At 42.2% G+C, this 23,561-nt stretch carries 22 protein-coding genes; 12 read left to right on the top strand and 10 right to left on the bottom strand.

The window, feature by feature from the left end:
• Positions 1–163: 163 nt before the first annotated feature.
• Positions 164–1,558, bottom strand: a complete 1,395-nt coding sequence (hslU, locus tag C0V77_RS17920; RefSeq protein WP_101727726.1) for an ATP-dependent protease ATPase subunit HslU — start codon at positions 1,556–1,558, stop codon at positions 164–166.
• A gap of 465 nt (positions 1,559–2,023) precedes the next feature.
• Between hslU and C0V77_RS17915 the strand changes: the two genes are divergently transcribed.
• Positions 2,024–3,487: a Gfo/Idh/MocA family protein gene (locus tag C0V77_RS17915; RefSeq protein ID WP_101727725.1), complete on the top strand. Its 1,464-nt coding sequence runs from the start codon at positions 2,024–2,026 to the stop codon at positions 3,485–3,487.
• 62 nt (positions 3,488–3,549) lie between these two features.
• Here C0V77_RS17915 and C0V77_RS17910 read toward each other — a convergent pair whose 3' ends face one another.
• Positions 3,550–4,227, bottom strand: coding sequence for an NUDIX hydrolase (locus C0V77_RS17910; RefSeq protein WP_101727724.1), 678 nt, complete (start codon positions 4,225–4,227; stop codon positions 3,550–3,552).
• A 166-nt stretch (positions 4,228–4,393) separates the two neighbouring features.
• Here C0V77_RS17910 and C0V77_RS17905 point away from each other — a divergent pair, with 166 nt between their 5' ends.
• The 6 genes from C0V77_RS17905 to C0V77_RS17880 all read left to right on the top strand — a co-directional run bounded on the left by C0V77_RS17905 (position 4,394) and on the right by C0V77_RS17880 (position 9,247).
• On the top strand, positions 4,394–4,849 hold the full coding sequence (locus tag C0V77_RS17905; protein ID WP_101727723.1) for a hypothetical protein: 456 nt from the start codon (positions 4,394–4,396) through the stop codon (positions 4,847–4,849).
• Positions 4,850–4,859: 10 nt separating this feature from the next.
• Positions 4,860–5,084, top strand: coding sequence for a DUF2905 domain-containing protein (locus C0V77_RS17900; RefSeq protein WP_101727722.1), 225 nt, complete (start codon positions 4,860–4,862; stop codon positions 5,082–5,084).
• A gap of 79 nt (positions 5,085–5,163) precedes the next feature.
• On the top strand, positions 5,164–6,594 hold the full coding sequence (locus C0V77_RS17895; protein ID WP_101727721.1) for a PepSY-like domain-containing protein: 1,431 nt from the start codon (positions 5,164–5,166) through the stop codon (positions 6,592–6,594).
• An 83-nt stretch (positions 6,595–6,677) separates the two neighbouring features.
• Positions 6,678–7,217 carry an RNA polymerase sigma factor gene (locus tag C0V77_RS17890; protein WP_101727720.1) on the top strand — a complete coding sequence of 180 codons (540 nt, stop codon included), beginning with the start codon at positions 6,678–6,680 and terminating at the stop codon, positions 7,215–7,217.
• 35 nt (positions 7,218–7,252) lie between these two features.
• Entirely contained in the window at positions 7,253–8,731 is a 1,479-nt protein-coding gene (locus C0V77_RS17885) for a hypothetical protein (protein WP_101727719.1), read from the top strand.
• Between the two features lie 66 nt (positions 8,732–8,797).
• On the top strand, positions 8,798–9,247 hold the full coding sequence (locus C0V77_RS17880) for a hypothetical protein (RefSeq protein ID WP_101727718.1): 450 nt from the start codon (positions 8,798–8,800) through the stop codon (positions 9,245–9,247).
• Positions 9,248–9,314: 67 nt separating this feature from the next.
• Here C0V77_RS17880 and C0V77_RS17875 read toward each other — a convergent pair whose 3' ends face one another.
• Positions 9,315–11,381: a carboxy terminal-processing peptidase gene (locus tag C0V77_RS17875; RefSeq protein ID WP_229236310.1), complete on the bottom strand. Its 2,067-nt coding sequence runs from the start codon at positions 11,379–11,381 to the stop codon at positions 9,315–9,317.
• A 170-nt stretch (positions 11,382–11,551) separates the two neighbouring features.
• A complete protein-coding gene (locus C0V77_RS17870; RefSeq protein ID WP_101727746.1) occupies positions 11,552–12,301 on the bottom strand; it encodes an FKBP-type peptidyl-prolyl cis-trans isomerase in 750 nt (249 codons plus the stop codon).
• A 130-nt stretch (positions 12,302–12,431) separates the two neighbouring features.
• Here C0V77_RS17870 and moeB point away from each other — a divergent pair, with 130 nt between their 5' ends.
• On the top strand, positions 12,432–13,538 hold the full coding sequence (gene moeB / locus C0V77_RS17865) for a molybdopterin-synthase adenylyltransferase MoeB (protein WP_101727716.1): 1,107 nt from the start codon (positions 12,432–12,434) through the stop codon (positions 13,536–13,538).
• A 3-nt stretch (positions 13,539–13,541) separates the two neighbouring features.
• Positions 13,542–13,985 (top strand): GreA/GreB family elongation factor, encoded by a 444-nt coding sequence (locus C0V77_RS17860; RefSeq protein ID WP_101727715.1) that lies wholly within the window; start codon positions 13,542–13,544, stop codon positions 13,983–13,985.
• 124 nt (positions 13,986–14,109) lie between these two features.
• Here the strand turns inward: C0V77_RS17860 and C0V77_RS17855 are convergent, their stop codons facing one another.
• From C0V77_RS17855 to C0V77_RS17835, 5 genes are all read right to left on the bottom strand, one after another.
• A complete protein-coding gene (locus tag C0V77_RS17855; RefSeq protein WP_101727714.1) occupies positions 14,110–14,856 on the bottom strand; it encodes a glycosyltransferase family 2 protein in 747 nt (248 codons plus the stop codon).
• Between the two features lie 95 nt (positions 14,857–14,951).
• Positions 14,952–15,779, bottom strand: a complete 828-nt coding sequence (locus C0V77_RS17850; protein WP_101727713.1) for an amidohydrolase — start codon at positions 15,777–15,779, stop codon at positions 14,952–14,954.
• Positions 15,780–15,790: 11 nt separating this feature from the next.
• Complete coding sequence (locus C0V77_RS17845; protein ID WP_101727712.1) at positions 15,791–16,417, bottom strand: carotenoid biosynthesis protein; 627 nt, start codon at positions 16,415–16,417, stop codon at positions 15,791–15,793.
• Positions 16,417–17,271, bottom strand: a complete 855-nt coding sequence (locus C0V77_RS17840) for an N-acetylglucosamine kinase (RefSeq protein ID WP_101727711.1) — start codon at positions 17,269–17,271, stop codon at positions 16,417–16,419. The genes C0V77_RS17845 and C0V77_RS17840 overlap by 1 nt, the downstream gene beginning before the upstream one ends.
• Before the next feature lie 18 nt (positions 17,272–17,289).
• Entirely contained in the window at positions 17,290–20,256 is a 2,967-nt protein-coding gene (locus C0V77_RS17835; protein ID WP_143706126.1) for a putative LPS assembly protein LptD, read from the bottom strand.
• Positions 20,257–20,445: 189 nt separating this feature from the next.
• On the opposite strand from C0V77_RS17835, the gene C0V77_RS17830 reads away from it, so the two are divergent.
• The 3 genes from C0V77_RS17830 (at position 20,446) to C0V77_RS17820 (ending at position 22,906) form a co-directional block, all read left to right on the top strand.
• Positions 20,446–21,204, top strand: a complete 759-nt coding sequence (locus C0V77_RS17830; protein ID WP_101727709.1) for an N-acetylmuramoyl-L-alanine amidase — start codon at positions 20,446–20,448, stop codon at positions 21,202–21,204.
• Positions 21,205–21,305: 101 nt separating this feature from the next.
• A complete protein-coding gene (locus C0V77_RS17825) occupies positions 21,306–22,244 on the top strand; it encodes an MlaD family protein (protein WP_101727708.1) in 939 nt (312 codons plus the stop codon).
• Positions 22,245–22,306: 62 nt separating this feature from the next.
• Complete coding sequence (locus C0V77_RS17820; protein ID WP_101727707.1) at positions 22,307–22,906, top strand: DUF4230 domain-containing protein; 600 nt, start codon at positions 22,307–22,309, stop codon at positions 22,904–22,906.
• A 3-nt stretch (positions 22,907–22,909) separates the two neighbouring features.
• Here C0V77_RS17820 and upp read toward each other — a convergent pair whose 3' ends face one another.
• A complete protein-coding gene (gene upp, locus C0V77_RS17815; RefSeq protein ID WP_101727706.1) occupies positions 22,910–23,554 on the bottom strand; it encodes a uracil phosphoribosyltransferase in 645 nt (214 codons plus the stop codon).
• Positions 23,555–23,561: the final 7 nt, after the last annotated feature.

Below are 23,561 nucleotides of genomic sequence, written 5' to 3'. Positions count from 1 at the left end.
ACAAAAACCCCGAAATTCCAAGAAATTGGCAGTTTTCGGGGTTGTTTTTTTATGTAATACGCTGATATTTAATTACTTATCTCTCATAAGGTTTCCCCATTTATAAATCAAAAAGCCACTGTCTTTCTTCAGACAGTGGCTTTTTGATTTATATTCCAAGGTTTTACAAAATAAACTGGTTTAAATCTTTATTTTTAACCAGACCTGCCAGCCTGTCGTTCACCATATCTTTAGTGATAACAATCCGGGCATTAGCGCCAATTTTATCGGGTACATCAAACATAATCTCATTCAGCAAATGGCTCATTACAGTTTGTAGCCTTCTGGCGCCAATGTTTTCAACCTCACTATTAGCATAAAAGGCAATTCGGGCAATTTCTCGCAGTGCCTCAGTATCAAAACTCAGGCTAACATCCTCGGCTTCCAGCATGGCTTCATACTGGCGCGTCAAAGCATTTTTAGGTGTTTGCAAAATCTGAAAGAAGTTTTCTTCTGTCAGGCTTTCCAACTCAACTCTGATCGGGAAACGCCCCTGTAATTCCGGAATCAAATCTGAAGGCTTTGCCACATGAAAAGCCCCCGCAGCTATAAATAATATATGATCTGTTTTAACAGAGCCATGTTTGGTGTTCACGGTGCTTCCTTCCACTATCGGCAGCAGGTCTCGCTGTACACCTTCACGGCTTACATCCGGCCCGCCCGACTTACCGCTCGATGAAGCAATTTTATCAATTTCATCTATAAAAATAATTCCCAGGTTCTCGGCTTTCCAGATGGCTTCGTCTTTTACTTCATCCATATCTATAAGTTTGGCAGCCTCTTCGTCCAGTAATATTTTTCTGGCTTCTGCAATGGTTACTTTGCGTTTTTTACCTTTTTTGGGCATCATACCGCCTATCATATCCTGCAGATTCATCATCGACACATCATCGATAGGCCCACCCATTACGCCAATATTGGGCATTCCGTTGGTTTGCACATCAATTTCTATTTTGCGGTGGTCCAGGTCTCCGTTTCTTAATTTTTCTCTGAACGCCTCACGTGTTTTCTCATTCAGCAGATTTTCTGAGTTATCATCAATCTCCTGTTTTTTTGTTTCCATCGAAAACCCAACGTCTTTTTTATCCTTTACAGGCGGTATCAGAATATCCAGCAGGGTGTCTTCAACAGTATCCATTGCCTTCGTTTTTACTTCTTCTTTTTTTGCAGCCCGTACCATATTTACCGATTGCTCTACCAGGTCTCTTACCATGCTTTCGCAGTCACGCCCGACATACCCCACCTCTGTAAATTTTGACGCCTCCACTTTAGTAAACGGAGCCTCGGCAATTTTAGCTAATCGACGCGCTATTTCAGTTTTACCTACTCCGGTACTACCTATCATCAGAATATTGTTCGGTATTATCTCGGCCTGCATTTCCGTGCTGGCGTTCATCCTGCGCCAGCGGTTTCTTAAAGCAATGGCCACATTACGCTTTGCGTTTTTCTGGCCAATAATGTATTTATCCAGCTCCTCTACTATTTGTTGTGGTGTCAGGTTACCTATTACTTTCGCCATTTATTAAAAAGCTTTTTATTTAATATGCTTGCTGTTATACTTAACGGCATCGCTGCAAATTTAGTTTTCATTCAGACTAAAACAAACCACGTTATAAATTTTATGACCAGCGGTCGGTGTGTATTACCAACCTTATCGGCGTTTTTTTAAATGCCATATCTGTTTATTTAATGCACTGGGGTACACAGGTAATTAAAGATTAAATTTCTTACGTTCCGCAATAGTATTTTCAAGACGATGTAAAGTAATATATTAGGAATAAAGCGTTTCTTAAAACCTGAAAGGGTTCAAAAAGAAATTAATCAATATTTTTTATGTAAATCTTACAAAATTTGCCAGGAAAAAAGATTTTTTTGTAAGTTTGAAGTACCAATCAAGCGTATTATACAAAATTTGTGGGCTACAGAATTTAAGTATGATTTTGTGCCGGTTTAAATCTAATTTTCACTATTCAACTCTTCAATAATGCAAAACAAAAAGACAACGAACAGAAGGGATTTTATTAAAAGCGGTGCTATTGCCGCCAGTGGATTCTTTATTGTGCCACGTCATGTATTAGGTAAAGGTTTTATTGCACCCAGCGATAAGCTAAATATTGCTGCCATTGGTGCAGGCGGAAAAGGTAGCTCAGACATTGCCAATGCGTACAACAACGGTGTGAACAATGTAGTGGCTATTTGTGATGTAGACATGGCTCGTTGTAAAGGCAGCCTTGATAAGTTTCCGAATGCTAAACGCTACAAGGATTTCAGAGTAATGCTGGAACAAATGAAAGGAGACATTGATGCAGTTACTATCTCTACTCCAGACCACCAGCATGCCGTAGCAGCTATGGCTGCCATGTCTATGGGCAAGCACGTATATGTGCAAAAGCCTTTGACACACGATATTTATGAAGCCCGTAAGTTGACCGAGGCCGCAAGAAAATACAAAGTGGTTACGCAAATGGGTAACCAGGGTGCCTCTAACCCTACTCAAAAAGCCATGATGCAATGGCTTGATAAAGGCACAATTGGAGTGGTGAAAGATGTACACATCTGGACAAACCGCCCCGTGTGGCCACAAGGTAACCCCGTGCCAACAGATAAACCGGCTCTGATTGATTCTATGACTCCTCAGGATTGGGATTTGTGGGTTGGTACTGCTTCATGGGTTGACTATCACCCGCTTTATCACCCATTCAAATGGCGTGGATGGTGGAATTTTGGAACCGGTGCATTGGGCGATATGGGATGCCACCTGATTGACCCTGCGTTCAGGGTCTTAGGATTGGGCTACCCAACTGAGGTAGAATGTAGCGTAGGACAGGTGTTTCTGAAAGACTGGAGCCCTGAATATAACCCTGAAGGCTGCCCTCCGTCATCAAGTGTTCAGATTAAATTCCCTGCTACCAAGCGTAATAACTCACCTGTTACTATGTATTGGACAGACGGCGGTATCCGTCCGTTCCACCCAGAGTGGATTCCGGCCAACGAACCATTGGCAGAAGCCGACAGCAGCAACGGTGTATTAATGATTGGTACCAAAGGTGTAATGACCTGCGGAACTTACGGTAACACACCGAAGATTTATCTGAAAACCGGTGAGAAAATAGATATTACTCCTAAAGAAGACCCTAACGTTAAACCGCTTCCTGAACATGGCCACCAGGCATCATGGGCTGAGGCTTGCAAAGCCGGCTTTAACAGTAAAGAGCACAAAGGTCTTTCTTCGTCGTTCGATTACTCAGGTCCATTAACTGAAACAGTATTGATGGGTAACCTGGCTATCCGCAGCTATAACCTGCGTAAATCTAACGGCAAAAATGGTTTCAACTACGACGGCCGTAAGAAACTATTGTGGGATGGTACTAACATGAAGATTACCAACTTCGATGAGGCCAACCAGTTTGTTCAACGCCAATACCGCGAAGGCTGGAAATTAGTATAAAACTTCCGCTTCCTTTGTATAGAAGAAAAACCTGCCTTTGGGGCAGGTTTTTCTGTTTATTATTATAGCTGAGCCATTAACTCAAAATCTTTCACTTTTGAAAGATACAGATAATTGAGCAGCAAGCCATTGCTATTGTTTATCAGCCTATGCCCCTCTATAAACGGTAAAATGTGGGTGGTAATACGCTCAAACTCATAATCAGTACCCATTTCTTTTTCGTTCAGGTCAGCTATTTCATCAGCAGACATTTCCAGCTCGCAATAATACAGGTACATGGCTTCATCGCTGGTACCCGTGCTCGGGAAAACCCGCTTTTGAGGTGTTACGTTAATCAACTGGTCTGCCGTTACATCCAGTCCTGTTTCTTCTTTTACCTCCTGCACTGAAATTTCCAGAGGGGTTTTGCTGCCATCAACCATACCAGCAGGATGTTCATAAGTGAAGCCTCCCTCGGCAATGCGACGTTGCTTTACCAGCAGCAGGTATTTTTCTTTGGTGTCTTTATCTATCAGACAAACCAGAATGCAAACTACTTCCCCTTTCAGAAAGCAGATGGGTGGTATTTTATCACCCTCGGGGGTCTCGGCGTCAAGCATCAGCAGAGAAAAAAGAATTTCGCCGTTGTAACGGTATCTTGTATAGTGTTGGTCTATACCATTGATTTTCAGTCCGTTTTCTATCAGATTATTCTTCCAAATCTTAAATTTGTGTGCATCTTCGAGTTTTTCGTTTGTCATTTTTGGGTAATTTTATTTTTTGCAAAAATAGGGAGGATAAGCGGTAAAACACAGGAAAGTTTGGTAACTTAATAACACTCTAATTGTAAAAATAAATTTGCCTAAATTTCCGGTATCGTATTGGAATAATTATAAATCAATATTATTATAAACTATCTTAAAGATAATGATAAAATACATAACACTTCTTCTTGTATCATTTGCAATTACCCCTCCATTGCATGCTAACATTGACTACAAAACAGAGCTATACACTTTGCTTGAAAAATTCAATAATCAGAAGAAATTAACAGATGAAGAATTAGTCAGATTGATTCCTAAAACCGAAAATGAGTTTAGCGTATACTATTCATTGACTTCCCCCAATAAGGAAAAAAAATGGAACGTAATTTTCAGCAATATTCAGATATATATAGGAAAAAGAGCAAGTATTAGCCAGAAAGTTTTCAGGTCTTATGTTGGACTAGCTACCCTTGTTGATGGAGAATATGCAGAAGGTTATTTTGATAGGCTAGATTTTCTTATTGGGAAACATACAAAGTATTTTTGCAAAATATACAGTAGTTTATCTGCCAAAGAAAAATATAGGCTGGGCGATTTATATTCTCAATATTGTAATTAAATTCCCTTCTATGAACCAAACCACAGGCAAATACATAATCATCATCAGTGCTATCCTTTTTCTCATTGGCATTATTGTTTATTTCTTTGCCGATAAGCTGCATTGGTTGGGACGGCTGCCGGGCGACATCAGGTATGAGAATGGCAATACCCGGGTGTATTTCCCCGTTGTAACTATGATTCTGCTCAGTCTGCTGGTGAATTTCATCATCTACCTCATAAAGAAGTTCTTCTGACATTATTCATGCAACCGAAATCAGCCCGTTTGCGTCTTTAAAGGTAGTAGGCCAAAGTAATACGTTATCAACGCATCTAATGAAAAGACTTTACATATACCTGTTTCTAACCAGCTGGGTTTTCTCAGCTTGCGACAGCGTGAAGGACCTTCAACCGGCGTTGAATGCAAATGAGGCCGTGCCGCAGGTAGCGGTCAATGCCATTAAGCAGGAGTTTCCGGAAGCAACACAGATAAAATTCTCCACACTTGAAAAAGGCAAGCTGTGGGAGTCCAGCTTTCAATTCAAAGTAGACCGCATGTCGGCCGTTGTCAACAATTCAGGCAAAATCTCTGAAGCCTACAAAATCACCAATTCAGTACAATTACCTGAAAACGCCAGAACCTACATAAATAACAACTATCCGGGTGCCGAAATCAAGTACATTTGCCAGCAAATGGCGCCGGCTAATGGTTCAGTAATTGGTTATAAAGTAATTGTAAAACTTACGGACGGTAAAGAAATTGCAATCGTTTTTGACAGTACCGGCACTTTGGTTTTGGTGGCTGCTAACGACAGGCCAGGCCCACCTCAGCAAGGAAATGGCCAGGGTGGCCCTAAAATATATTTTATTGAGGAAACCGACCTGCCAACTATTATCAGAACCTATCTGGGCAGTAAACATGAAGGCTATACGTTTGTAAAAGCAGCGGTTTCGCTCATGCCCAATGGCAAATTGTATTCGGTGGTGGTTTCTAAAGACATGACCAGCTTTGAATATCTGTTTGACGAAAAAGGCAATGTTTTAAGGGCGGGCAACCTGGGCATTGGCGTACCTTTTAACAAGCTGGAGTATAAACTGATTGCCCTCACTGATTTGCCTCAGACAATTAAAGATGGCCTCAACAAAAACTTTACAAGTTGGACCTACGAAAACGGAATAAAGTTCTCGCAAAGCGGGCAATTGCAGGGTTATTTTATTCTGGTTACGGCCGACAAAAAACAATTTTCGTTGCAGTTTAATGATAAAGGTGATTTCATGCGAGGTGGGCAGGTATGCGGGCCGTTGGGGGCATCGAGCGGTAAATATGAAATCAAAACCATTCAGGCTAAAGACCTGCCAGAGGCCATTAGTAGTTTTCTGATTAGCCGGCATCAGGATTTCAGTTATATCCAGACCTCGCTCATTACCGATAAAGATAAAAAAATATACTGGGTGGCCATTATCAGAGATGACCAGGTACTGAATTATGCATTTGACGATAAAGGTAAAATTATAAGCATTGTTGAAACCATCCTGAAAGTGAACATCGGCAAAGGTATTGCCCGCGTGATGCAGGAAGACAACATTACCGAAAAAATAAAAACCTATGTTAATTCTTATTATCCCGGCTGGAGTTTCCAGACAGGCATGATAAATTTTGTAGACAATCAATTGTTTTCATATATAGTGGTTATTAAAACCGGGAACGACATTTACATTCTGAGTTTTGATGCCAACAGCAATTTTGTAGCTGCCAGAAAAGGCTGACCCCCTTTCGCAGTTATTATTGGGGCAAATATCACTAGCCTATTTAAAACGTAATTACTAAGAACACTGCAATCCCTTTCAGAATGCCCGGTGAAATTGATTTAGTACTTGGATGCCAACGGAACGATCCCAGAGCACAAGCCGCCTTTTATAATCTATATAAAGGTCGGTTGCTGGGTATTTGTCGTCGTTATGCACGCACAGTTATGGAAGCTGAAGATATATTTCAGGAAGCCTTTATTAAAGTTTTCAATAAAATTCATGACTTGCAAAAACCTGAATCGGTTGAATATTGGGTAAAGTCGCTGGTCATCAGAACAGCCATTGACCATTACAGGCAAAATAGCAATGAAAGGCAGTTTGTAGATTATCATGTGCTTGAAGATACCGGAAATGCAGATATAAGTGCGATATCGCAATTGAGCCACGAAGAGATAGTTTCAATAATAAATGAGCTATCGGATGGCTACAGAATGGTTGTGAACCTTTACCTGATAGATGGATATGAACATAACGAAATTGCCAAAATATTAGGTATTTCAGAAGGCACATCAAAGTCGCAGTTATCAAGGGCTAAAGTGCATTTAAGGAAGAAGCTCATTGAGTTGGGTGTTACTATTTAAGAAATTTTTCAATACATCCCTAAAGGGGATAAAATATGCTCTCAGAAGACGAAATAAGAAGAAAGCTGACAGAGAAATTCGGCAGTTTTGAATCAGAACCCCAGGAAGAATCATGGGAGAAGATTCGTGCGCGTATTAATCTGAACCGCATGTTTCAGGATTACGAAGCTGAACCTCAGGACGAATCGTGGGAGAAAATACGAGCAGGTATTGACCTGCAACGGAGAATGAATGAATTTGAAGCTGAGCCACAAGAGGAATCATGGGAGAAAATCCGTGCAGGTGTAGAGCTGGCTGAAAAGTTCAAAAACTATGAACCTGAACCCCAGGCCATCAGCTGGTTAAAAATTCAGGAGGCCATTCAACCACAAAAACGCCGCAGAGGCATTATTCCGCTTTTCTTCAGGATAGGGATGGCAGCAGGAGTTGTACTCATGCTGGGTAGTTTATGGTGGTTGCTTAACCGTAATGACACCCCTGCTGCTGTTGCAAACAATTCTTCGGTTAAGAAGTCTGTTTCTGATGCAGCTTCCGTTTCTGCAAGACCTGAAAATAACGCAGAAAAACACCCTGGCAAATATCTAGCGGGCAATGCTTCAAAAATGCCTTTAGCCATTAGCAAAGAGCCTGCCCCGGGTGTTCGTACTGGTAAGAACAAGACAACGCTTCATAATGAAGCAATGATTGCCGGAAACAAAACCAACACCGGCAGAACCTTACCTGCCCCGGCATTAATTGATACAAAGGAACCACAGGCAACTCTGGCCAATACGCAAATATCAGCACAGGCGGAGTTTAAAGCAGAACCTTTGCAGGCAAAAGGTTATCGACAGAAGTCAGTTCGTAAGCCGTTTAATGCCATTGCTTACAACATAGAAAAACCATACCAGGAAAAAGCACAGAGAGTGCACCGCGACATTGTCTTTAATGCGAGCCTGATGCCGCTTCAAACCTATCAGGCATTTACTGTGCTGCCCCAAACCAATACTTACATCCAGCAGGTTGGGCGTTTGGATGCCATAGATAACCAAAGGCTCGGAATACAATTGCGGGCAGGAGCTATGAAACCGTTGTCAAACAGATATGCTGTCGGGCTTTCTGCCACTTACACAGGTTTGCAGCAATGGGCAAACTATGAATTGAACAACGGCGAATATGAAGTACAAACCAGTAATAACGGTACGTACACACTTGTAGGTATTGGTGAACAGGTATCTCAAAAGCAATTTATGCAAACAGTAGGCTTAAAGGTTGACAACGCGTATCTGGTAAGCCGTAAGAAAAACGCCGTTTACGCCATTGCAGGTGCAGAAGCGGTACATGTACTAACCAATAAAGATTTTGGATATTACATCAATGCTTCGGTGGGTGTTTCATATCCTATTAAAGGCGGCAAATCCTTATGGATAGAACCCACATTTCGTTACAGTCTCTCACAATCGGCAGACGCCAACAATTATCTGAAGATACGCCCTTACAATATCGGGCTTAATCTGCGTGTTAATTTCATTTAATAAAGGATTTTTTGCAATTCTGTCAAAATTCATTTCATTTGCAAACATAATCCAAACGATATCACAATGAAACTCAGAATTTCCCTTATTATACTTGCGCTATTGGTTATTGGCATTGCCTATTACCTCACTGTGGGGCATTATTCAAAAGGCGATAGAGCCGGAACCATCTCAAAAATCAGTGAAAGAGGCTATATTTTTAAAACGTTTGAGGGGGTATTGAATGAAGGAGGATATTCTGGCGAAACTGGCACCCTTACCCCTCGCTACTGGGACTTCTCCTGTAAGCTGGATTCAGTAACAACCAAATTGGAAAAGGCCTTAAAAACCGGAGAACGTGTTACTTTAAAGTATCAGGAAAAGTTTTTTCAGTTTCCATGGAATGGAGATACCAAGTACTTTGTTGTTGATGTTGAATTTCTGAACGACCGGGAAGTACCTACGAAAGAGCCTTTTCCGCATCCGCAGCAGGAAAGCGCACCTGCTGATTCAGCCAAGTCAGATAATCTTTTGTAATAGAAATGGCATACAATCAAAAAGCCGGTAGACAAAATCTTCCGGCTTTTTTGATATTATTCTTGTTTTATTTCAGAGAAATCAAATCACATAATATTCTTTCAGATTCTGTCAATATCAAATCTTTACTATCTTTTTCACCTGCGCTCAGCTTGTTTACTGCGCTTCTGTGTTTTTCGCTTTCATCTCGTTCTGCTTTGCGTTTCGCTTCATTTAAAGACACAACCGTTACATCTTTCGTCTTGCGATACTCAGTAAGGTCTTCAACCAATTGCTTCATGGCTGGGTCAGAGCTTAGCCTTTGTTCGTATTTTTCCTGAATTTTGCCAAGAACCTTATCCGTTATTATGTTGGTTTTTTCATAAGCAGAGGTACTAATCTGGTCAAACGGCAGCGCAGCCGGCTGTGAACTTTCGCCCATTTCGTCAGGGTCAAAAGGCGAAGGCAGATTAATATCAGCCGACACACCCTTTCTTTGGGTGCTGTTACCCGTAATACGATAGAACTTCTCAGTAGTTAACTTCAGCTGCCCATATTTTTCCTTCTGGTCGAAACCAACATTAGAAGAGGCCTTTTTATCATTTGAGGCTGTACGTGGCGACAACAGAAACTGGTCAAGGTCAACCAATTGTTGAACGGTGCCTTTTCCGAAAGATTTTTCGCCTACAACCAGCCCTCTTTTGTAGTCCTGAATAGCTCCTGCAAATATTTCAGAAGCCGACGCACTGAAACGATTCTGCAAAATTACCAATGGGCCGTTGTAAACCAGTTCAGGGTCTGTGTCGCTTTCAACATCAATGGCGCCATTATTGTCGCGCCGTTGTACCACAGGGCCTTTGGTAATAAATAGTCCGGTAAGGTTAATGGCTTCCGTTAGCGCGCCACCTCCGTTGTTCCTTAAATCAATTACTACTCCTTCTACTCCTTTGGCCTTAAATTCATTCAGAAAACGCTTCACGTCTTTGGTTGTACTCTGAAAATCGCCGCCTTTGCGGGCATCCTCAAAGTCGCGGTAAAACATCGGAATCTCAATTACCCCCAGTTTGTAATCCTTGCCGTTTTGTTTGAAAGGCACAACCGTTCCTTTGGCTACGGCTTCTTCCAGTTTTACCTTTGCACGTACCAGTCTAAGCTCTTTTGTGGCAGACCCGGCAGGGGCATCGCCCGGTAGCAACCGAATGCGCACTACAGTACCTTTTGTACCTCTTATCAGTTTTACGGCATCATCAGTCAGCCAGCCCACAATATCCTGCCAAGGGCCATTTTCTCCTTGTGCAACAGCCAGTATCCGGTCGTTTTTCAATGCCCTGCCATCTTTAAAAAGTGGCCCGCCCGGTATTACCTCTGCAATGGTTACGTAGTCGCCTTCATTTTTCAGAGAAGCACCTATGCCTTCTACCGACTGGCTCATTTCAATATTAAACTGAGCCGCCGTGCTGGGTATCATATAATTGGTGTGCGGGTCTATGGTCTCAGAGAAGGCGTTCATGAAAGTTTGAAACACATCTTCAGACCGCCACTTAGCAATTCTAGACTCCCAGCGATTATAGCGATCTTTCAAGGTAGCCACAATTGCGCTGTCTTTACTGCCACTCAGTTTCAGGTCAAGCACCTGGCTTTTTACAATCTTACGCCATACTTCATCAAGCTCTTCTTCCGATTTCGCCCAGCTTGCTTTCTCTCGGTCGGTATCAAAAGCTTCATCAGTTGTAAAATCAAAAGGTTTGTCAAGCAGGGTTATAATTTTTTCATGGCGTTTTTTGTATTTAGCTCTAAACAGATTAAATACTTCAAAAGCCGGGGTAAGGTCTCCTTCCAGCAAATCTTCATCTACACCATATCTGTATTTTTCAAATGACGCAATATCATTTTGTGTAAAATAGGCATGGCTGCCGTCTACATCTTTCAGAAAATTATCCCAGACTTTAGACGAGAAGTTGTCGTCCAGTTTAAATTTCTGGTAATGATGATAACTAAGAAACTGCGTGGCAAATTGCTCTACCTGCTCTTGCGTGCGGGTTGGCAACAACTCATTGTATCCGTAAGTAGGGGCAGTAGATACTTTGTTCTGAGCCTTGTTCTCGAAGCATCCGAAAAGCCCTGTCAGGGTAAAGAGTACCAGAATTTTTTTCATAATTTCTAACATAACAAAGCAACCCCCAAACGGAGAGTTTAATTAAACAATTTACCAATTAACATCATACCAGGCAAAAAGCCTACCGCTAAAGGCTGGCTTAACTGAAAAACATCTATCTGCCAGATTAGGTTGCAAATTCGTTCTGAATCAGAGCAATTGCTACCACTTTATTTTACAATATCAAGCAGCTCAACCTCAAACACCAAAACCTGATTCGGGCCGATACTCGGAGGGCCCTGCTGACCATAAGCCAGCTCGGCTGGTATAAACAATTTCCATTTAGAACCCACCGACATAAGTTGAATAGCCTCTACCCAGCCCGGAATTACCTGCCCGACACCAAACTCTGCAGGCTGGCCTCTGTCTATAGAGCTATCAAAAGTTGTTCCATCAATCAGCATACCTTTATAGTGTACTTTTACTTTATCGCTGGCTGTTGGTTTGGCGCCTGTTCCTTCCTTCACAATCTGATACTGCAAACCACTAGGTAACTCTACAACACCGGGTCTTGTTTTATTGGCAGCCAGAAATGCCTCTCCTGCTTTCAGATTGGCACTTGCCTCTTTCATTGCCTGATTCTGAAAATAAGACTGAATATAAGCATTGGCATCATTAGGGTTAATGGCCGTAGGTGTGCCGTTGAGCACATCTTCTATGGCTTGCGCAAGCATGGCAGTATTGGCTTTAATACTTTGTTGCTTAAGATTGGCGGCAATGTTCATTCCGATTGCATAGCTAAGCGAATCAATGGTATTGCGCATAACTGTTGCTTCGGCTTGCACAGGTTTTGCCGGAGGTGCCGCGGCGGGTCTGGCTGTAGGCGTTGCCGGTTTTTTAACTGGGGTTTTAGGGGTTTGCGCAAAAGACAATTGTGTGGTAAAAATACTAACTGAGAGAGCAACTATGATTTTCTTCATTTTAAAAACACTGTTTTTGAAATATTTGTTAAGGAACAACAAATAAACGTACTTTTACTTTAAAAATTAGATTTCGAAAAAAAAAACTCTGCAAAATATAAGTTTTCAGTTTTTTTTAAGATTTTTTAACATGTCTCTAACCTCAGAAGAAATAAGGCGATACGACAGGCAGATTATTTTGCCGGAATTAGGCCTGAGTGGCCAGCAAAAACTGAAAGAAGCCCGTGTGCTTGTAGTAGGATGCGGCGGCTTAGGCTGCCCGGTGCTTTTGTATCTGGCAGCAGCCGGTGCAGGTACCATTGGTATAGTTGAAGACGACACCGTAGCACTTAGCAACCTTCAAAGGCAGATTATGTATGCTACAGACAACGTGGGGGAACCCAAACTGCAGGAGGCAACTAAAAGGTTAAAGACGCTTAATCCTCTTGTTAATTTCATCGGCTACCATACGCGCCTTACGGCCGACAATGCGCTTGGAATAATAAGCAATTATGATATTGTGGTAGATGGCACCGATAATTTCCAGACAAGATACCTGGTCAATGATGCCTGTGTAATGCTTAATAAACCTTATGTTTACGGTGCTATCAATCGCTTTGAAGGGCAGGTAGCACTGTTTAATTATAATGGTTCGGCTACTTACAGAGACCTGTTCCCGTCTCCTCCCCCACCCGAACAGGCTCCTAACTGCGCCGAAGCTGGTGTTTTAGGCGTATTACCGGGCATTATTGGGTCTATACAAGCGCTTGAAGCCATAAAGGCTATTACAGGTATCGGCGAGCCACTGGCAGGTAAATTGCTGATAATGAATACCCTGAGCATGCAAAGCAGGATGGTGAGGATTCCGAAAATACCCGGCACACCCACCATAGACAAACTGATAGATTATGAAGCATTTTGTGGTGTAACAGCTGAAACATCAGAACCTTTGGATGAGATAAGTTATGAAGCATATATGCGGTTGGCTGAATCCGATGCTGATGAGGCCCCGTTTCAGTTGATAGATGTACGAGAAAAACATGAGTATGACAGCTTTAATATCAACGGCGAACTAATGCCTTTGTCGGAGTTGGAAAAGCACCTGGGCAAAATAAGACGAGACAAAACGGTGGTTATACACTGCCAGAGTGGTATCAGGAGCAGAAAAGCCATCTGTTTACTAAAAGAAAAATACGGATTTAACAATTTATTAAACCTATCCGGAGGCATCAATGCCATTGTAATGCCCGGCAGCTAACGAATGAAAGAAGCAATTTTAGAAAAGGTAAAAGAACTGGTTGAAAAAAGAATGAATACCTCCTGGGAAGCCATGGAGGCGGCCAAAAATTCAGCAAACGAAGAAAGTAAAAGCTCGGCAGGTGATAAATACGAAACAGCACGAGCCATGGGCCAGCTGGACCGTGAAATGAATGGACGCATGTATGAGCAGGCCCGTCAGGAAAGACAGTTGCTGGATAAAATCAACCCGGGTGTTACACACACTGCTGTTAATTCCGGAGCTCTCACAGAAACCTCAATGGGTACCTTTTATGTGGCTGTCGGCACGGGCGCTATAAATGTAGATGGCAAAAACATAATGGTTATCTCTCCACAATCGCCTATTGGGCAGGCAATTATGAGAAAAAAAACTGGAGAAACGTTTACGTTCAGAGGTAAAACCGAGCAGATTATCAGTATTAATTAAGCCGGCAGCCTAACACTCTAGCGTTGATACCTGATGTTTTGAAAACTGATTCAGCAATGATACTAAGATTCTCAGTCTGAATCAGTTTACAGAACAGGTGTTGGTTCGGCAGAAAACAATATTGTTACTTTACCACCCATTGTAATAGCTTAGATAAAGGCTTGGCATATAGGGTATACCAGCGCGGCTCAAGATCGTTTATGGTCCATGCCAAACGGTCTTCCCGGTTGGCGGCTAGGCGTTTTCTGAAAGATCTGTTGCTGTTGCCACCAATACGCATTTTCATTAAAACCTCTGGAATGTAACAGGCCGATACATTATACTTGTATAACATCCTTAACATCAACTCGTAGTCGGCGGCACTCTGCAAATCCAGATTATACAGGCCATGCGCATCATAAATCTTTTTCTTTAGAAAAAAGGCAGTATGTGGCGGCATCCAGCCGTTGAGAAATCTGTTTTTATTATACTCGCCAGAGACCCAGTTTCTCTCAATTTTCGTTACATCTTTGTTGTTTACATAGTGAAGGTCTCCGTAAACTGCATCTGCCTTCGATTCCTGAAACGCTTTTGCTACCTTTGATATCACGCGGCTGTCAGGATAAAAATCATCAGAACCAACAATTCCAATGGCTTCACCGGTGGCCATCTTTACGCCTTTGTTCATGGCATCATAAATGCCTGTGTCTTTCTCAGAAATCCACCTGATTTTATCTCCATACGACTTTAGAATATCAACAGTACCATCGTTCGATGCCCCATCAACTATCAAATGCTCAATATCAGGGTAATCCTGCGCCAGCACACTTTCTATGGTATCTTTAATGGTTGCAGCAGAGTTAAACGCCGCAGTTACTATTGAAATCTTCATCGAGATATATTCATTTACCTTTAAAAAAGCAATTCTTTCGGTAAAGCCAAAACTACAAAAGTCTTTTGGCAAGCGACCGGTACACCGAGCAATTTTTAATGAATACCATAAAAACGAACTGCGTTTTCACCAAAAATTTTATCCTTTTCTGTCTGGGTCAGTTTTTCAAAATATGACTGCACAATAGAAAGCTGGTCTTCATACGCACCTGCAACCAGACAAACAGGCCAGTCTGACCCATACATGAGGCGATTTGTACCAAAGCACTCGAGTACCGTATCCAGATAAATATAAAAGTCTTCTTTCTTCCAGTTATACCAGTCGGCCTCAGTTACCATACCAGATACTTTACAGTAAACCTGTTCATGGCGGGCTATCTCTTTCATGTAGTTTGACCACCGCGATATTTCCTTGTTCTTAATATCTGGCTTGGCAATGTGGTCAATTACAAATTTATTGTCGGGGCATTCTCTTACAATATGCAACGCATCTTTCAGTTGTTTCGGATAAATGAGGATGTCGTAAGTATAGCCAAAAGAAACTAACTTTTTCAGACCATCAATAAATGATTCCTGTTGCATGAATCCGACGGGTTCTCCCTGCACAATATGCCTGAAACCTTTCAATTTCTGAAACTGACTGAAGAACTTCAGCCGTTCTGGCAGATTATCAGCCCGTATGTCAATCCAACCTACCACACCTTTAATAAAAGAGTATAAATCAGCAAATTTCAAAAAATCAATATTCTCCTGTTCAGACTGATTCACCTGCACCAGCACGCAGCCATCTATTCCATTTTTGTTCAGCAGGGGTTCTAAATCAGCAGGAAGGAAATCACGCTGAATAGCTTTCATAGATTCGTCAATCCAGGCATAGTCTTTTGCATTGTAATGCCAGAAATGTTGATGCGCGTCGATAGTCATAAGTAAGGGAGTTAGTTAATTATATTTTGAATGCCGAAAAAACATATCTGAAAAATGAGCAGCCAGAGTGCTATCGGATTATCTTTTCTGAATTTAAGGCTGAAAAACAAAGCAAATAAAAAAGCAGAAACAATAAACCAGGCTAGGTAATTCTGTAAAGGCGGCTGAAGAGAATCCCACGACCACATATTTAAACGAATTGCTACGGGCTCTATCAGTACATCAAGTAGCGTCATTGACAATGCCCCTAAACTAACCTTTACAATAAAAGGCACAGATAAACGACTAAATGAGCTACCTATACAATAAATTAAAAGCAGCCAGTTGGCGCCTATCAATGGCGGAACATCAATAATCTTGAAGCCGAGTGTGGTTTCATACTGGTAATGACCGAAAATGATGCCGGTATGTACACCTGCTACCTCAATAAAATAGCCGGTAAGAAAAGTAACTACCGCAAAAATATAAAACGGGCGATTGAATTGCTGGTTAAAACCCAGAAGAATAACCAGCGACACCACCAGATTAAATGGGGTAAGTGCCTGAAAAAGCTCTGTTGTCTGTGGCATATTTAACCCAATTAGGCCTGCCAGATACATAGAGGCAAGCAAAAGCAGGTATGGCCTCGGATTCTTCATCAGCTTAAAAGTTTAGTAGTATGAAACGTCACCAATCCGTCTATTGGGGCCATCAGTATTTTACCTATCTGTAATTTCAGTTTCAGGGCTTCTTTACTTAATATTTGCTCATAATAAAAAGCAACCGAGCCTACAAAATTGAGTTCTGCCTCATGGCACATCGGGTATTTTAATATGTACTTTTCAAAAAAAGCATTAAAAGCCCCCCTTACAAGATTATCACAAAACTGATGGCGGATGTTATCATGCAGAAATTTACCAAAAGCCGCAAAATAACGGTTAGGGAAAGGCCGATGATAAGCATTTTCTAACACCTGAAGCCGGTCAGTTACGCCATATTGCGCCTCAAACAATTGTCTGATATCTGCCGGCATTTCTTTGTGCAGATACGCTAGCAACAATAACTTACCCAGGTGGCCTCCGCTGCCTTCATCGCCCAGCCAGAAACCCAGCGGCGGTACCTGAAAATCTATTTTCTCTCCGTCAAAATAGCAGGAATTTGAACCCGTACCCAGAATACAGGCTATACCGGGGCTGTGTCCGCAGGCGGCTCTGGCAGCACCCAGCACATCGCTATTCACTTCAATAAGGCCGGCAGTGGTAAAAACAGCTTGTAATGCCGAACGTACAACGGTGGCTTTTTCGTCGTTAGTTATTCCGGTGCCGTAATAGTATATATCTGTTATATTGCCTGAAACTTGTGGTAATACTCCGCTTTTCAGCTCTGCAGCAATGGTGTCGGTGTCTTGATAATACGGATTAAACCCAACTGTTCGCACCTGCCCTACTACTTGGCCTTTATCTAAGATACGCCAGTCTGTCTTGGTTGAGCCACTGTCTGCAATGAGTATCATTTATTATCTTTTGAAAGGTTAAAATCCTCCTAATCCGTATGTCTGGCGGCGGCGGCTAAGTTTCAATTCCTGCAGCAGTGTGCTTCGCACGCGCAGGTCAAAAGAATAGTTACTTGAACGGATATTATTACCAGCTATGGGTGTCCAGTTAAAACTCATGTCCCAGCAGTGCAGTTCACGATGCAGGCTGATGTTGGTTAATGTAGCGGCTTTGAACTGAAAATCCCATCCGGTATTGAAACCAATTTTCCATTTGGGTGTAAGACTTAAGTCACCCTGCACTGTTACAGCCTGGGTAATTTGCGGATTCGCCAGCCCCTGTTTTATGTAGTTCAGGTTATAACTGATACTGAGGGTCCAGGGTATAGAGAAGTCAACATAAAGTTCAGGATTGGTTGCCACAAATTTCTTCATAGCCTCCATAGCCGGGTCAGTTGACCTCATCTCTTTAGGTTTCTCTTTTGATTTATCAAAAGTTGCCGGCGATAACCTTGTGGCAATGGCCACGTTGGCATTGCGCAAGGTAGCCAGATTGCTCAGACTGAACTTATCAGCCTGCGAAATCTTATAAAACCTTGTAATACGCCCGGCGGGGTTCTGAAGCTGCAAAGCGCTGGTAGCTTCCTGTCTGTAATAATACGGGTCAAGGCTGCCAGATACATTAATGTTTATCAGGTTTTTAAGTAAATTGGTATTGGCTGATATATTAATATTAGATAGATTCATGGAGTCGCCAATAGCCAGGAGGTTGTAACTTCCGCTGATACCGAGGTTATCAAGCAACGAAATTTTTTCGAATGCTTTGGCAGCAGTATCTGACCTGGACCTCACTTTGGCCTCCAACTGGTTAGTAAGAGTAAAACCAATACTACCTGATGCCCCCGCTGACGCCCCTAGTGTAGGGTACCGTGGTAAAAGTTTATTGAGGCGGGTGCGATTTATAACACCATTGACGGTGTCCTGATCGATGCGCACAACCATGTAATCAAACAGATTCTTGGTGAAATCAGGGGCATAATTTACACTGATTGACGGTGCCAGGGTGTGTCTGACAGCCTGCAGGCGCCCTTTACCCCTGAACTGATAAGTACCATAAACACGGGTATTCATGCTACCCGATACAGAGGTCTGATAGGTTGGAAAAAAGCCCTTAATGGTATCTATTTTAACGGCATTCTGACTTTCGATGTACTGATAGCTGAGCGATTGAGTGAAAATATCGCCTCTTAACGATACACTGGGGGTAAAGTTGATGTATCGCGCAATTTTGAAGTTAGGCAATACAATAGGAATAGAATAGGTAGTACGAAACTGCCCGTCTGAAAGGATGTCCTGCAAGGCACTCAGACTGTTTATCTTCCTTACATTATTCAGCCTTTCCTGAATAGCTTTTTGTTTTTCTCTTTCCGCCGGAGTCAGCGTCAGCGGATTGGCATCTCTCAACCGAATTTCTTCGTTCGTAAGGGGCTTCGCTTCAATTGATTCATAAGAACCATCCGGCAACTGACGAACAATTTTGTATTCTGAATAACTGGTAATGCTGTTAACTTTAGTGTTGGTGGCCTGATACCCACCATTGACATTAAACCCTACCCTGAAAGACTCAAACCAGCGGCCAACCATTTTCTTTTCGGGTATGAATGGGTTAAACTGATTTAAACCCAAACTGTAATTCAGGTTGGCATCTACCTGACCTGTTGTAAAGTTCTGGGAAATATTAAGCCCGGTACTGGTTACAAACTTCTGAGCAAAGGTACGGTTATACTGAACCGATGAATTGGAGGTGCTGCTCAGATAATTGCTTACATCGGCTGTATTAACATTGTTTCGGTTAAAACCATTGCTACGAAGGTTTACTGATGACGAGAAACTCCTGTCGGGCCTTTTGTTGGCGGGTGAATGCGACCAGTTAAGACTAAAGTCTTTGGCGCTTGACTGCGTGGTTTTAGGATCTATTACCTCAGCAACGGGTTTGTTGTAATTATACTGAAAACTTAAATTACCAGAGTATTTATAACGTTTGGAGTAGCTAGACTGAACCCCTACCCCAAAGCTGCCTTTGGAGTATATCTGAGCCAGTACTTTAGCGCCAATGTTCTCGCTGATAGCGAAATAATAACCGAAATCGCGGAAATAAAAACCACGGTTACGGGGTTCTTCTCCATAAGACCCCATAATAATGCCGGAAGTACCTATTTCTTTCTTTTTGGGAACAGGAAAAAACCCAAAGGGCAGGCCCAGCGGCAGCGGTACACCACTTAAAACAAAATTAAATGGCCCCGATATTACCTGCTTTTTATTGACAAGCTTGATTTTTCTGGCAGCAATATGAAAATGCGGTTCTTTCAGGTTACAGGTAGTGTACTTGGCATGTACCAGATACAGGTTATCTTCGGGGTCTTTCTTTACACGCTCTCCCTGCACAAAACCCTCTCCCTGCCTGGTAACAATATTCTTGATAATAGCTTTCCTTGACTTAAAATTATACCTGATGGTATCTGTATTATAAGTGTCTCCGGCCTGCGTAAAAACAGGCTTTCCTTTTACTTTCTCTCCTTTTTTGGTCGTATCCGGCGAACCGTGTGCAAAAATCTCGTTCTTTCCCCAGTCAAGCCTGATGTAGTCGGCCTCCAAAGCAATATCGCCATAGGTAACCTTGGCCTGGCCGTAGAGATGCACCGTACGGCCGTCTACCTCCATTACTGTTGAATCCTGGGCAGTATATTTTACGATTGACTGAAGGCTGTTATCTTTACTCTTCAGTGAGTCAGGAATAATTACTTTTACTGTATCCTGCTTTTCGGCAAACAACTTATTACCTGCTGTCCGGGCTTTTCTGGGAGTCTCCGGAAGCGGCTGTCCAAAGCCACTATTTCCTGTACCGGCGCGCCTGAGTGGGTCAATAGTCGGAAACTGGGCAAAGACAGATACACTGAACAAAAAGCAACAGAGTATAAGTGGAAACTTCAAGAGATTATATTTCATTGTAAAATTATACCGAAAATCTGTTAACCGCCGGGCGTTTTTCTTATGTTTTCAGACAAGATTGTATATATTGTCGCCTCAAAAATAGTATTTTTGTAATCAAATTACGTTCTATCACTGGAATAACGGTGTAACGTGGCACAAAATTAGCTTAATAAAACATTAGACAGAACGTTTGCCCGGAAAATCATGTTAAAAATTCTTAAAGCTTTGTTTATTGCCATTGTTGCAACTGTATCGGCAGGTGCGCAAACGGGTAAAATAAGAACTATCGTAATTGATGCAGGTCATGGCGGAAAAGACCCCGGCACAAGCCACGGAAAACTAAGAGAAAAGGATATTGCGCTAAGCATTACGCTTAAAACAGGCCGGCTAATTGAGGAAGAACTGGGTATAAAGGTGGTATATACCCGTAAAAAAGACGTTTTTATTCCGCTACATGAAAGAGGCGCCATTGCCAACCGCAGCAAAGCCGATTTGTTTATCTGCATTCATGTAAATGCCAACCCCTATTCATCTGCTGTTTATGGGTCTGAAACCTATACAATGGGGCTTCATAAAACAGAAGAAAACCTTGAACTGGCCAAACGCGAAAACGGCGTAATATTGTTAGAAGATAATTACGAGAAAAACTACGATTTCAACCCGAATTCACCACTTGCACACATAAAAATGGCAAATTACCAGAATGCCTTTATGAAACAAAGCTTAAATCTGGCGTCGAAGGTTGAAAAACAATTTCAAAAAAACGGGCGTAAAAGCAGAGGGGTAAAGCAGGCGGGTTTTCAGGTGCTATGGGAAACAACCATGCCCGGAATTTATATTGAAACCGGGTATCTGACGAATACAACTGACAGAAAGATTCTGGAAAGTGAGGAAGGACACAACAAAATTGCCAGTGCCATAGTTAAAGCCATAAAAGCATATAAAGAAGAAGTAGAAAAATAAGTTTAAATTACTAACCGATAGAACCACAAGTACGGGCAATCAGGTTTAAAAAAGTTGACAGCGTCTGTGCTTATAATTAAATTCACCATATACGTATTATTATGAAAAAGGAAGTAAAAGTAGGACTGCTGGGTATTGTAACATTTGCTATTTTTTATCTGGGCTTTAATTTCTTGAAAGGCCTGGACGTTTTCAGCACTGAAAACGAGTACTATGCCTATTACTCTAATGTTGAAGGCCTGCAGACCTCAAACCCTGTAATGTATAATGGTGTAACTATAGGGCGGGTAGTAGAAGTAATACCAGAGCAGGACCGCAACAGAGTAAAAGTTTTACTTGCCATTAAGAGAGATATAATGCTTAACGACAACTCGGTGGCCATTCTGGCTGATAACGGTCTGTTGGGGGGTAAAATGATTAAAATGCTGATTCAGGCAGGAAATCCAATCAAAGATGAGGGCGTTCTGAAAAGTGAAATTGAGGGTGGCCTGATGAGTGGCCTGAGCGAAAAAGCCTCCCCCATCTTAAAAAATGCCGATTCGCTGCTTATTTCGCTCACAATGGTTGTTAAACAATTTGACCAGACAGGCGTGGCTCTGAAAGCGCTTATCAGCAATGCCGATGCCACCACTACGGGTGTCAATTCAGTAGTTGCTGCGAACGCCCAGAACCTATCTGCCGTAACGGCCAATGCGGCTTTGCTTACGGCCAATCTGAATACGCTTACGACAAGCCTGGACACCCAGATTAAACCCATTCTGAAAAAGACAAACACATTTGCAGATTCATTAAATGCCATAAGGTTAGGTGAAACACTGGCACAACTTAACCGCTCTGTTACCAGTATGCACCAGATACTGAACGAAATCAACCATGGAAAAGGCACCATAGGCAAACTCGCCACAGACGACTCGCTTTATGTTAATCTTGACCGTACTGCTGCCAACCTGGCTGTTCTCTTAGCAGACCTGAAGGCCAATCCGAAACGTTATGTTCATTTTTCATTGTTTGGCAAAAAAGACAAAGAAGCCAAAAAGTAAGTTACCTTACCTTGTGAGGTTTCCGACTTTTTGTAAGCATTGCCAGATTTAAGCCATAACCTATGCGACGCCCCATTAACCTACTGATTATTCTGATTGTTGCTTTTGTAGCCATTTTTTTATGGGAAAAACTGAAGACCTTTAACCCATTTGGCACAGAGGAGGCAAGCACCACCCACAATATTGTTTTGAAAGAAATGACCACGCTGGGCAAAATAGAACTGGCCAATTTTACTTTTCGTGATGTGGTTGAACAGGAAATAAAACGAAGCTATTTGCCAAACCCGAAGGCAATTCTGATTGTACAGGGCAATGCAGTAGGTTGTATTGATTTAACCAAAGTAAAGGCAGAAGACGTAGCTACAAAAAACGATACGCTAATTGTGCATTTGCCAGACCCCGAGCTGTGCCATTATAGCATAGACCACAAAAATTCGAAGATTTATGATACGCAGTATGCGTTTATGAATGAGCAACAGCTACTAAATGAAGCCTATAAAAGTGCAGAAAGTAAAATTCAGCAATCGGCACTGGAAATGGGTATTCTTGAACAAACCAGAAAAAACGCCGATTTGGTTTTAAGACCAATTCTTGAAAACATATCGGGCAAAAAGGTTGTGCTGCAATTCAGGCTATCAGCAACATTAAGCGCCCCAAAATAAGCATCAGACTTTACCACCATAGGCCAGGTCTCCGGCATCACCCAAGCCCGGAACAATATAAGATTTATTGTTCATTTCCTCATCAATATCACCAATCCATAAACGGCATTGCGGCAGGCGTGCATTAATAAAGCGTACGCCTCTTCTGCTGGCTATGGCAGATACAATATGCGTTTTGGCTGGTATACCGTATCTTAGCATGGCATGGTAGGCCTTCTCGATTGACTTACCGGTTGCCAGCATAGGATCGCTGATAATCAGTATTTTGTCTTGTATATCAGGGCTTGTAATGTAGTCCATCTCTATCTCAAAAGACTCTTTCTCATCGTGCTTGCCACGATATGCGCCTATAAATGCGTTTTCGGCCTTATCGAAGAAATTAAGTAAGCCCTGATGAAGCGGCAAACCTGCTCTGAGAATAGTAACCAGCACGATCTGCTGCGACATCTGCTGAGTAATTTTTGCGCCCAGCGGAGTAATTACATCCTTATTCTGGTAACTCAGTGTCTTAGAGATTTCATAGGCAAAGATTTCACCCAGACGCTCCATATTTTTACGGAACCTTAGGGCATCTTTCTGAATCTGCTGGTCACGGAGTTCTGCCAGGAAATGGTTTGCAACAGAGTAGTTTTCGGTCAGAACAAACATACTGATT

This window comes from Emticicia sp. TH156 (genome assembly GCF_002855535.1).
GTDB classification, from domain to species: domain Bacteria; phylum Bacteroidota; class Bacteroidia; order Cytophagales; family Spirosomataceae; genus Emticicia; species Emticicia fluvialis.
Note: the sequence above shows the minus strand (reverse complement) of the source record. Positions and strands in the feature narration are given on the sequence as shown.

Bases quoted from the DNA above. Each gene is read 5' to 3' on its own strand.
- hslU (WP_101727726.1), bottom strand. From the start codon at position 1,558: ATGGCGAAAGTAATAGGTAACCTGACACCACAACAAATAGTAGAGGAG.
- C0V77_RS17915 (WP_101727725.1), top strand. From the start codon at position 2,024: ATGCAAAACAAAAAGACAACGAACAGAAGGGATTTTATTAAAAGCGGT.
- C0V77_RS17910 (WP_101727724.1), bottom strand. From the start codon at position 4,227: ATGACAAACGAAAAACTCGAAGATGCACACAAATTTAAGATTTGGAAG.
- C0V77_RS17905 (WP_101727723.1), top strand. From the start codon at position 4,394: ATGATAAAATACATAACACTTCTTCTTGTATCATTTGCAATTACCCCT.
- C0V77_RS17900 (WP_101727722.1), top strand. From the start codon at position 4,860: ATGAACCAAACCACAGGCAAATACATAATCATCATCAGTGCTATCCTT.
- C0V77_RS17895 (WP_101727721.1), top strand. From the start codon at position 5,164: ATGAAAAGACTTTACATATACCTGTTTCTAACCAGCTGGGTTTTCTCA.
- C0V77_RS17890 (WP_101727720.1), top strand. From the start codon at position 6,678: ATGCCCGGTGAAATTGATTTAGTACTTGGATGCCAACGGAACGATCCC.
- C0V77_RS17885 (WP_101727719.1), top strand. From the start codon at position 7,253: ATGCTCTCAGAAGACGAAATAAGAAGAAAGCTGACAGAGAAATTCGGC.
- C0V77_RS17880 (WP_101727718.1), top strand. From the start codon at position 8,798: ATGAAACTCAGAATTTCCCTTATTATACTTGCGCTATTGGTTATTGGC.
- C0V77_RS17875 (WP_229236310.1), bottom strand. From the start codon at position 11,381: ATGAAAAAAATTCTGGTACTCTTTACCCTGACAGGGCTTTTCGGATGC.
- C0V77_RS17870 (WP_101727746.1), bottom strand. From the start codon at position 12,301: ATGAAGAAAATCATAGTTGCTCTCTCAGTTAGTATTTTTACCACACAA.
- moeB (WP_101727716.1), top strand. From the start codon at position 12,432: ATGTCTCTAACCTCAGAAGAAATAAGGCGATACGACAGGCAGATTATT.
- C0V77_RS17860 (WP_101727715.1), top strand. From the start codon at position 13,542: ATGAAAGAAGCAATTTTAGAAAAGGTAAAAGAACTGGTTGAAAAAAGA.
- C0V77_RS17855 (WP_101727714.1), bottom strand. From the start codon at position 14,856: ATGAAGATTTCAATAGTAACTGCGGCGTTTAACTCTGCTGCAACCATT.
- C0V77_RS17850 (WP_101727713.1), bottom strand. From the start codon at position 15,779: ATGACTATCGACGCGCATCAACATTTCTGGCATTACAATGCAAAAGAC.
- C0V77_RS17845 (WP_101727712.1), bottom strand. From the start codon at position 16,417: ATGAAGAATCCGAGGCCATACCTGCTTTTGCTTGCCTCTATGTATCTG.
- C0V77_RS17840 (WP_101727711.1), bottom strand. From the start codon at position 17,271: ATGATACTCATTGCAGACAGTGGCTCAACCAAGACAGACTGGCGTATC.
- C0V77_RS17835 (WP_143706126.1), bottom strand. From the start codon at position 20,256: ATGAAATATAATCTCTTGAAGTTTCCACTTATACTCTGTTGCTTTTTG.
- C0V77_RS17830 (WP_101727709.1), top strand. From the start codon at position 20,446: ATGTTAAAAATTCTTAAAGCTTTGTTTATTGCCATTGTTGCAACTGTA.
- C0V77_RS17825 (WP_101727708.1), top strand. From the start codon at position 21,306: ATGAAAAAGGAAGTAAAAGTAGGACTGCTGGGTATTGTAACATTTGCT.
- C0V77_RS17820 (WP_101727707.1), top strand. From the start codon at position 22,307: ATGCGACGCCCCATTAACCTACTGATTATTCTGATTGTTGCTTTTGTA.
- upp (WP_101727706.1), bottom strand. From the start codon at position 23,554: ATGTTTGTTCTGACCGAAAACTACTCTGTTGCAAACCATTTCCTGGCA.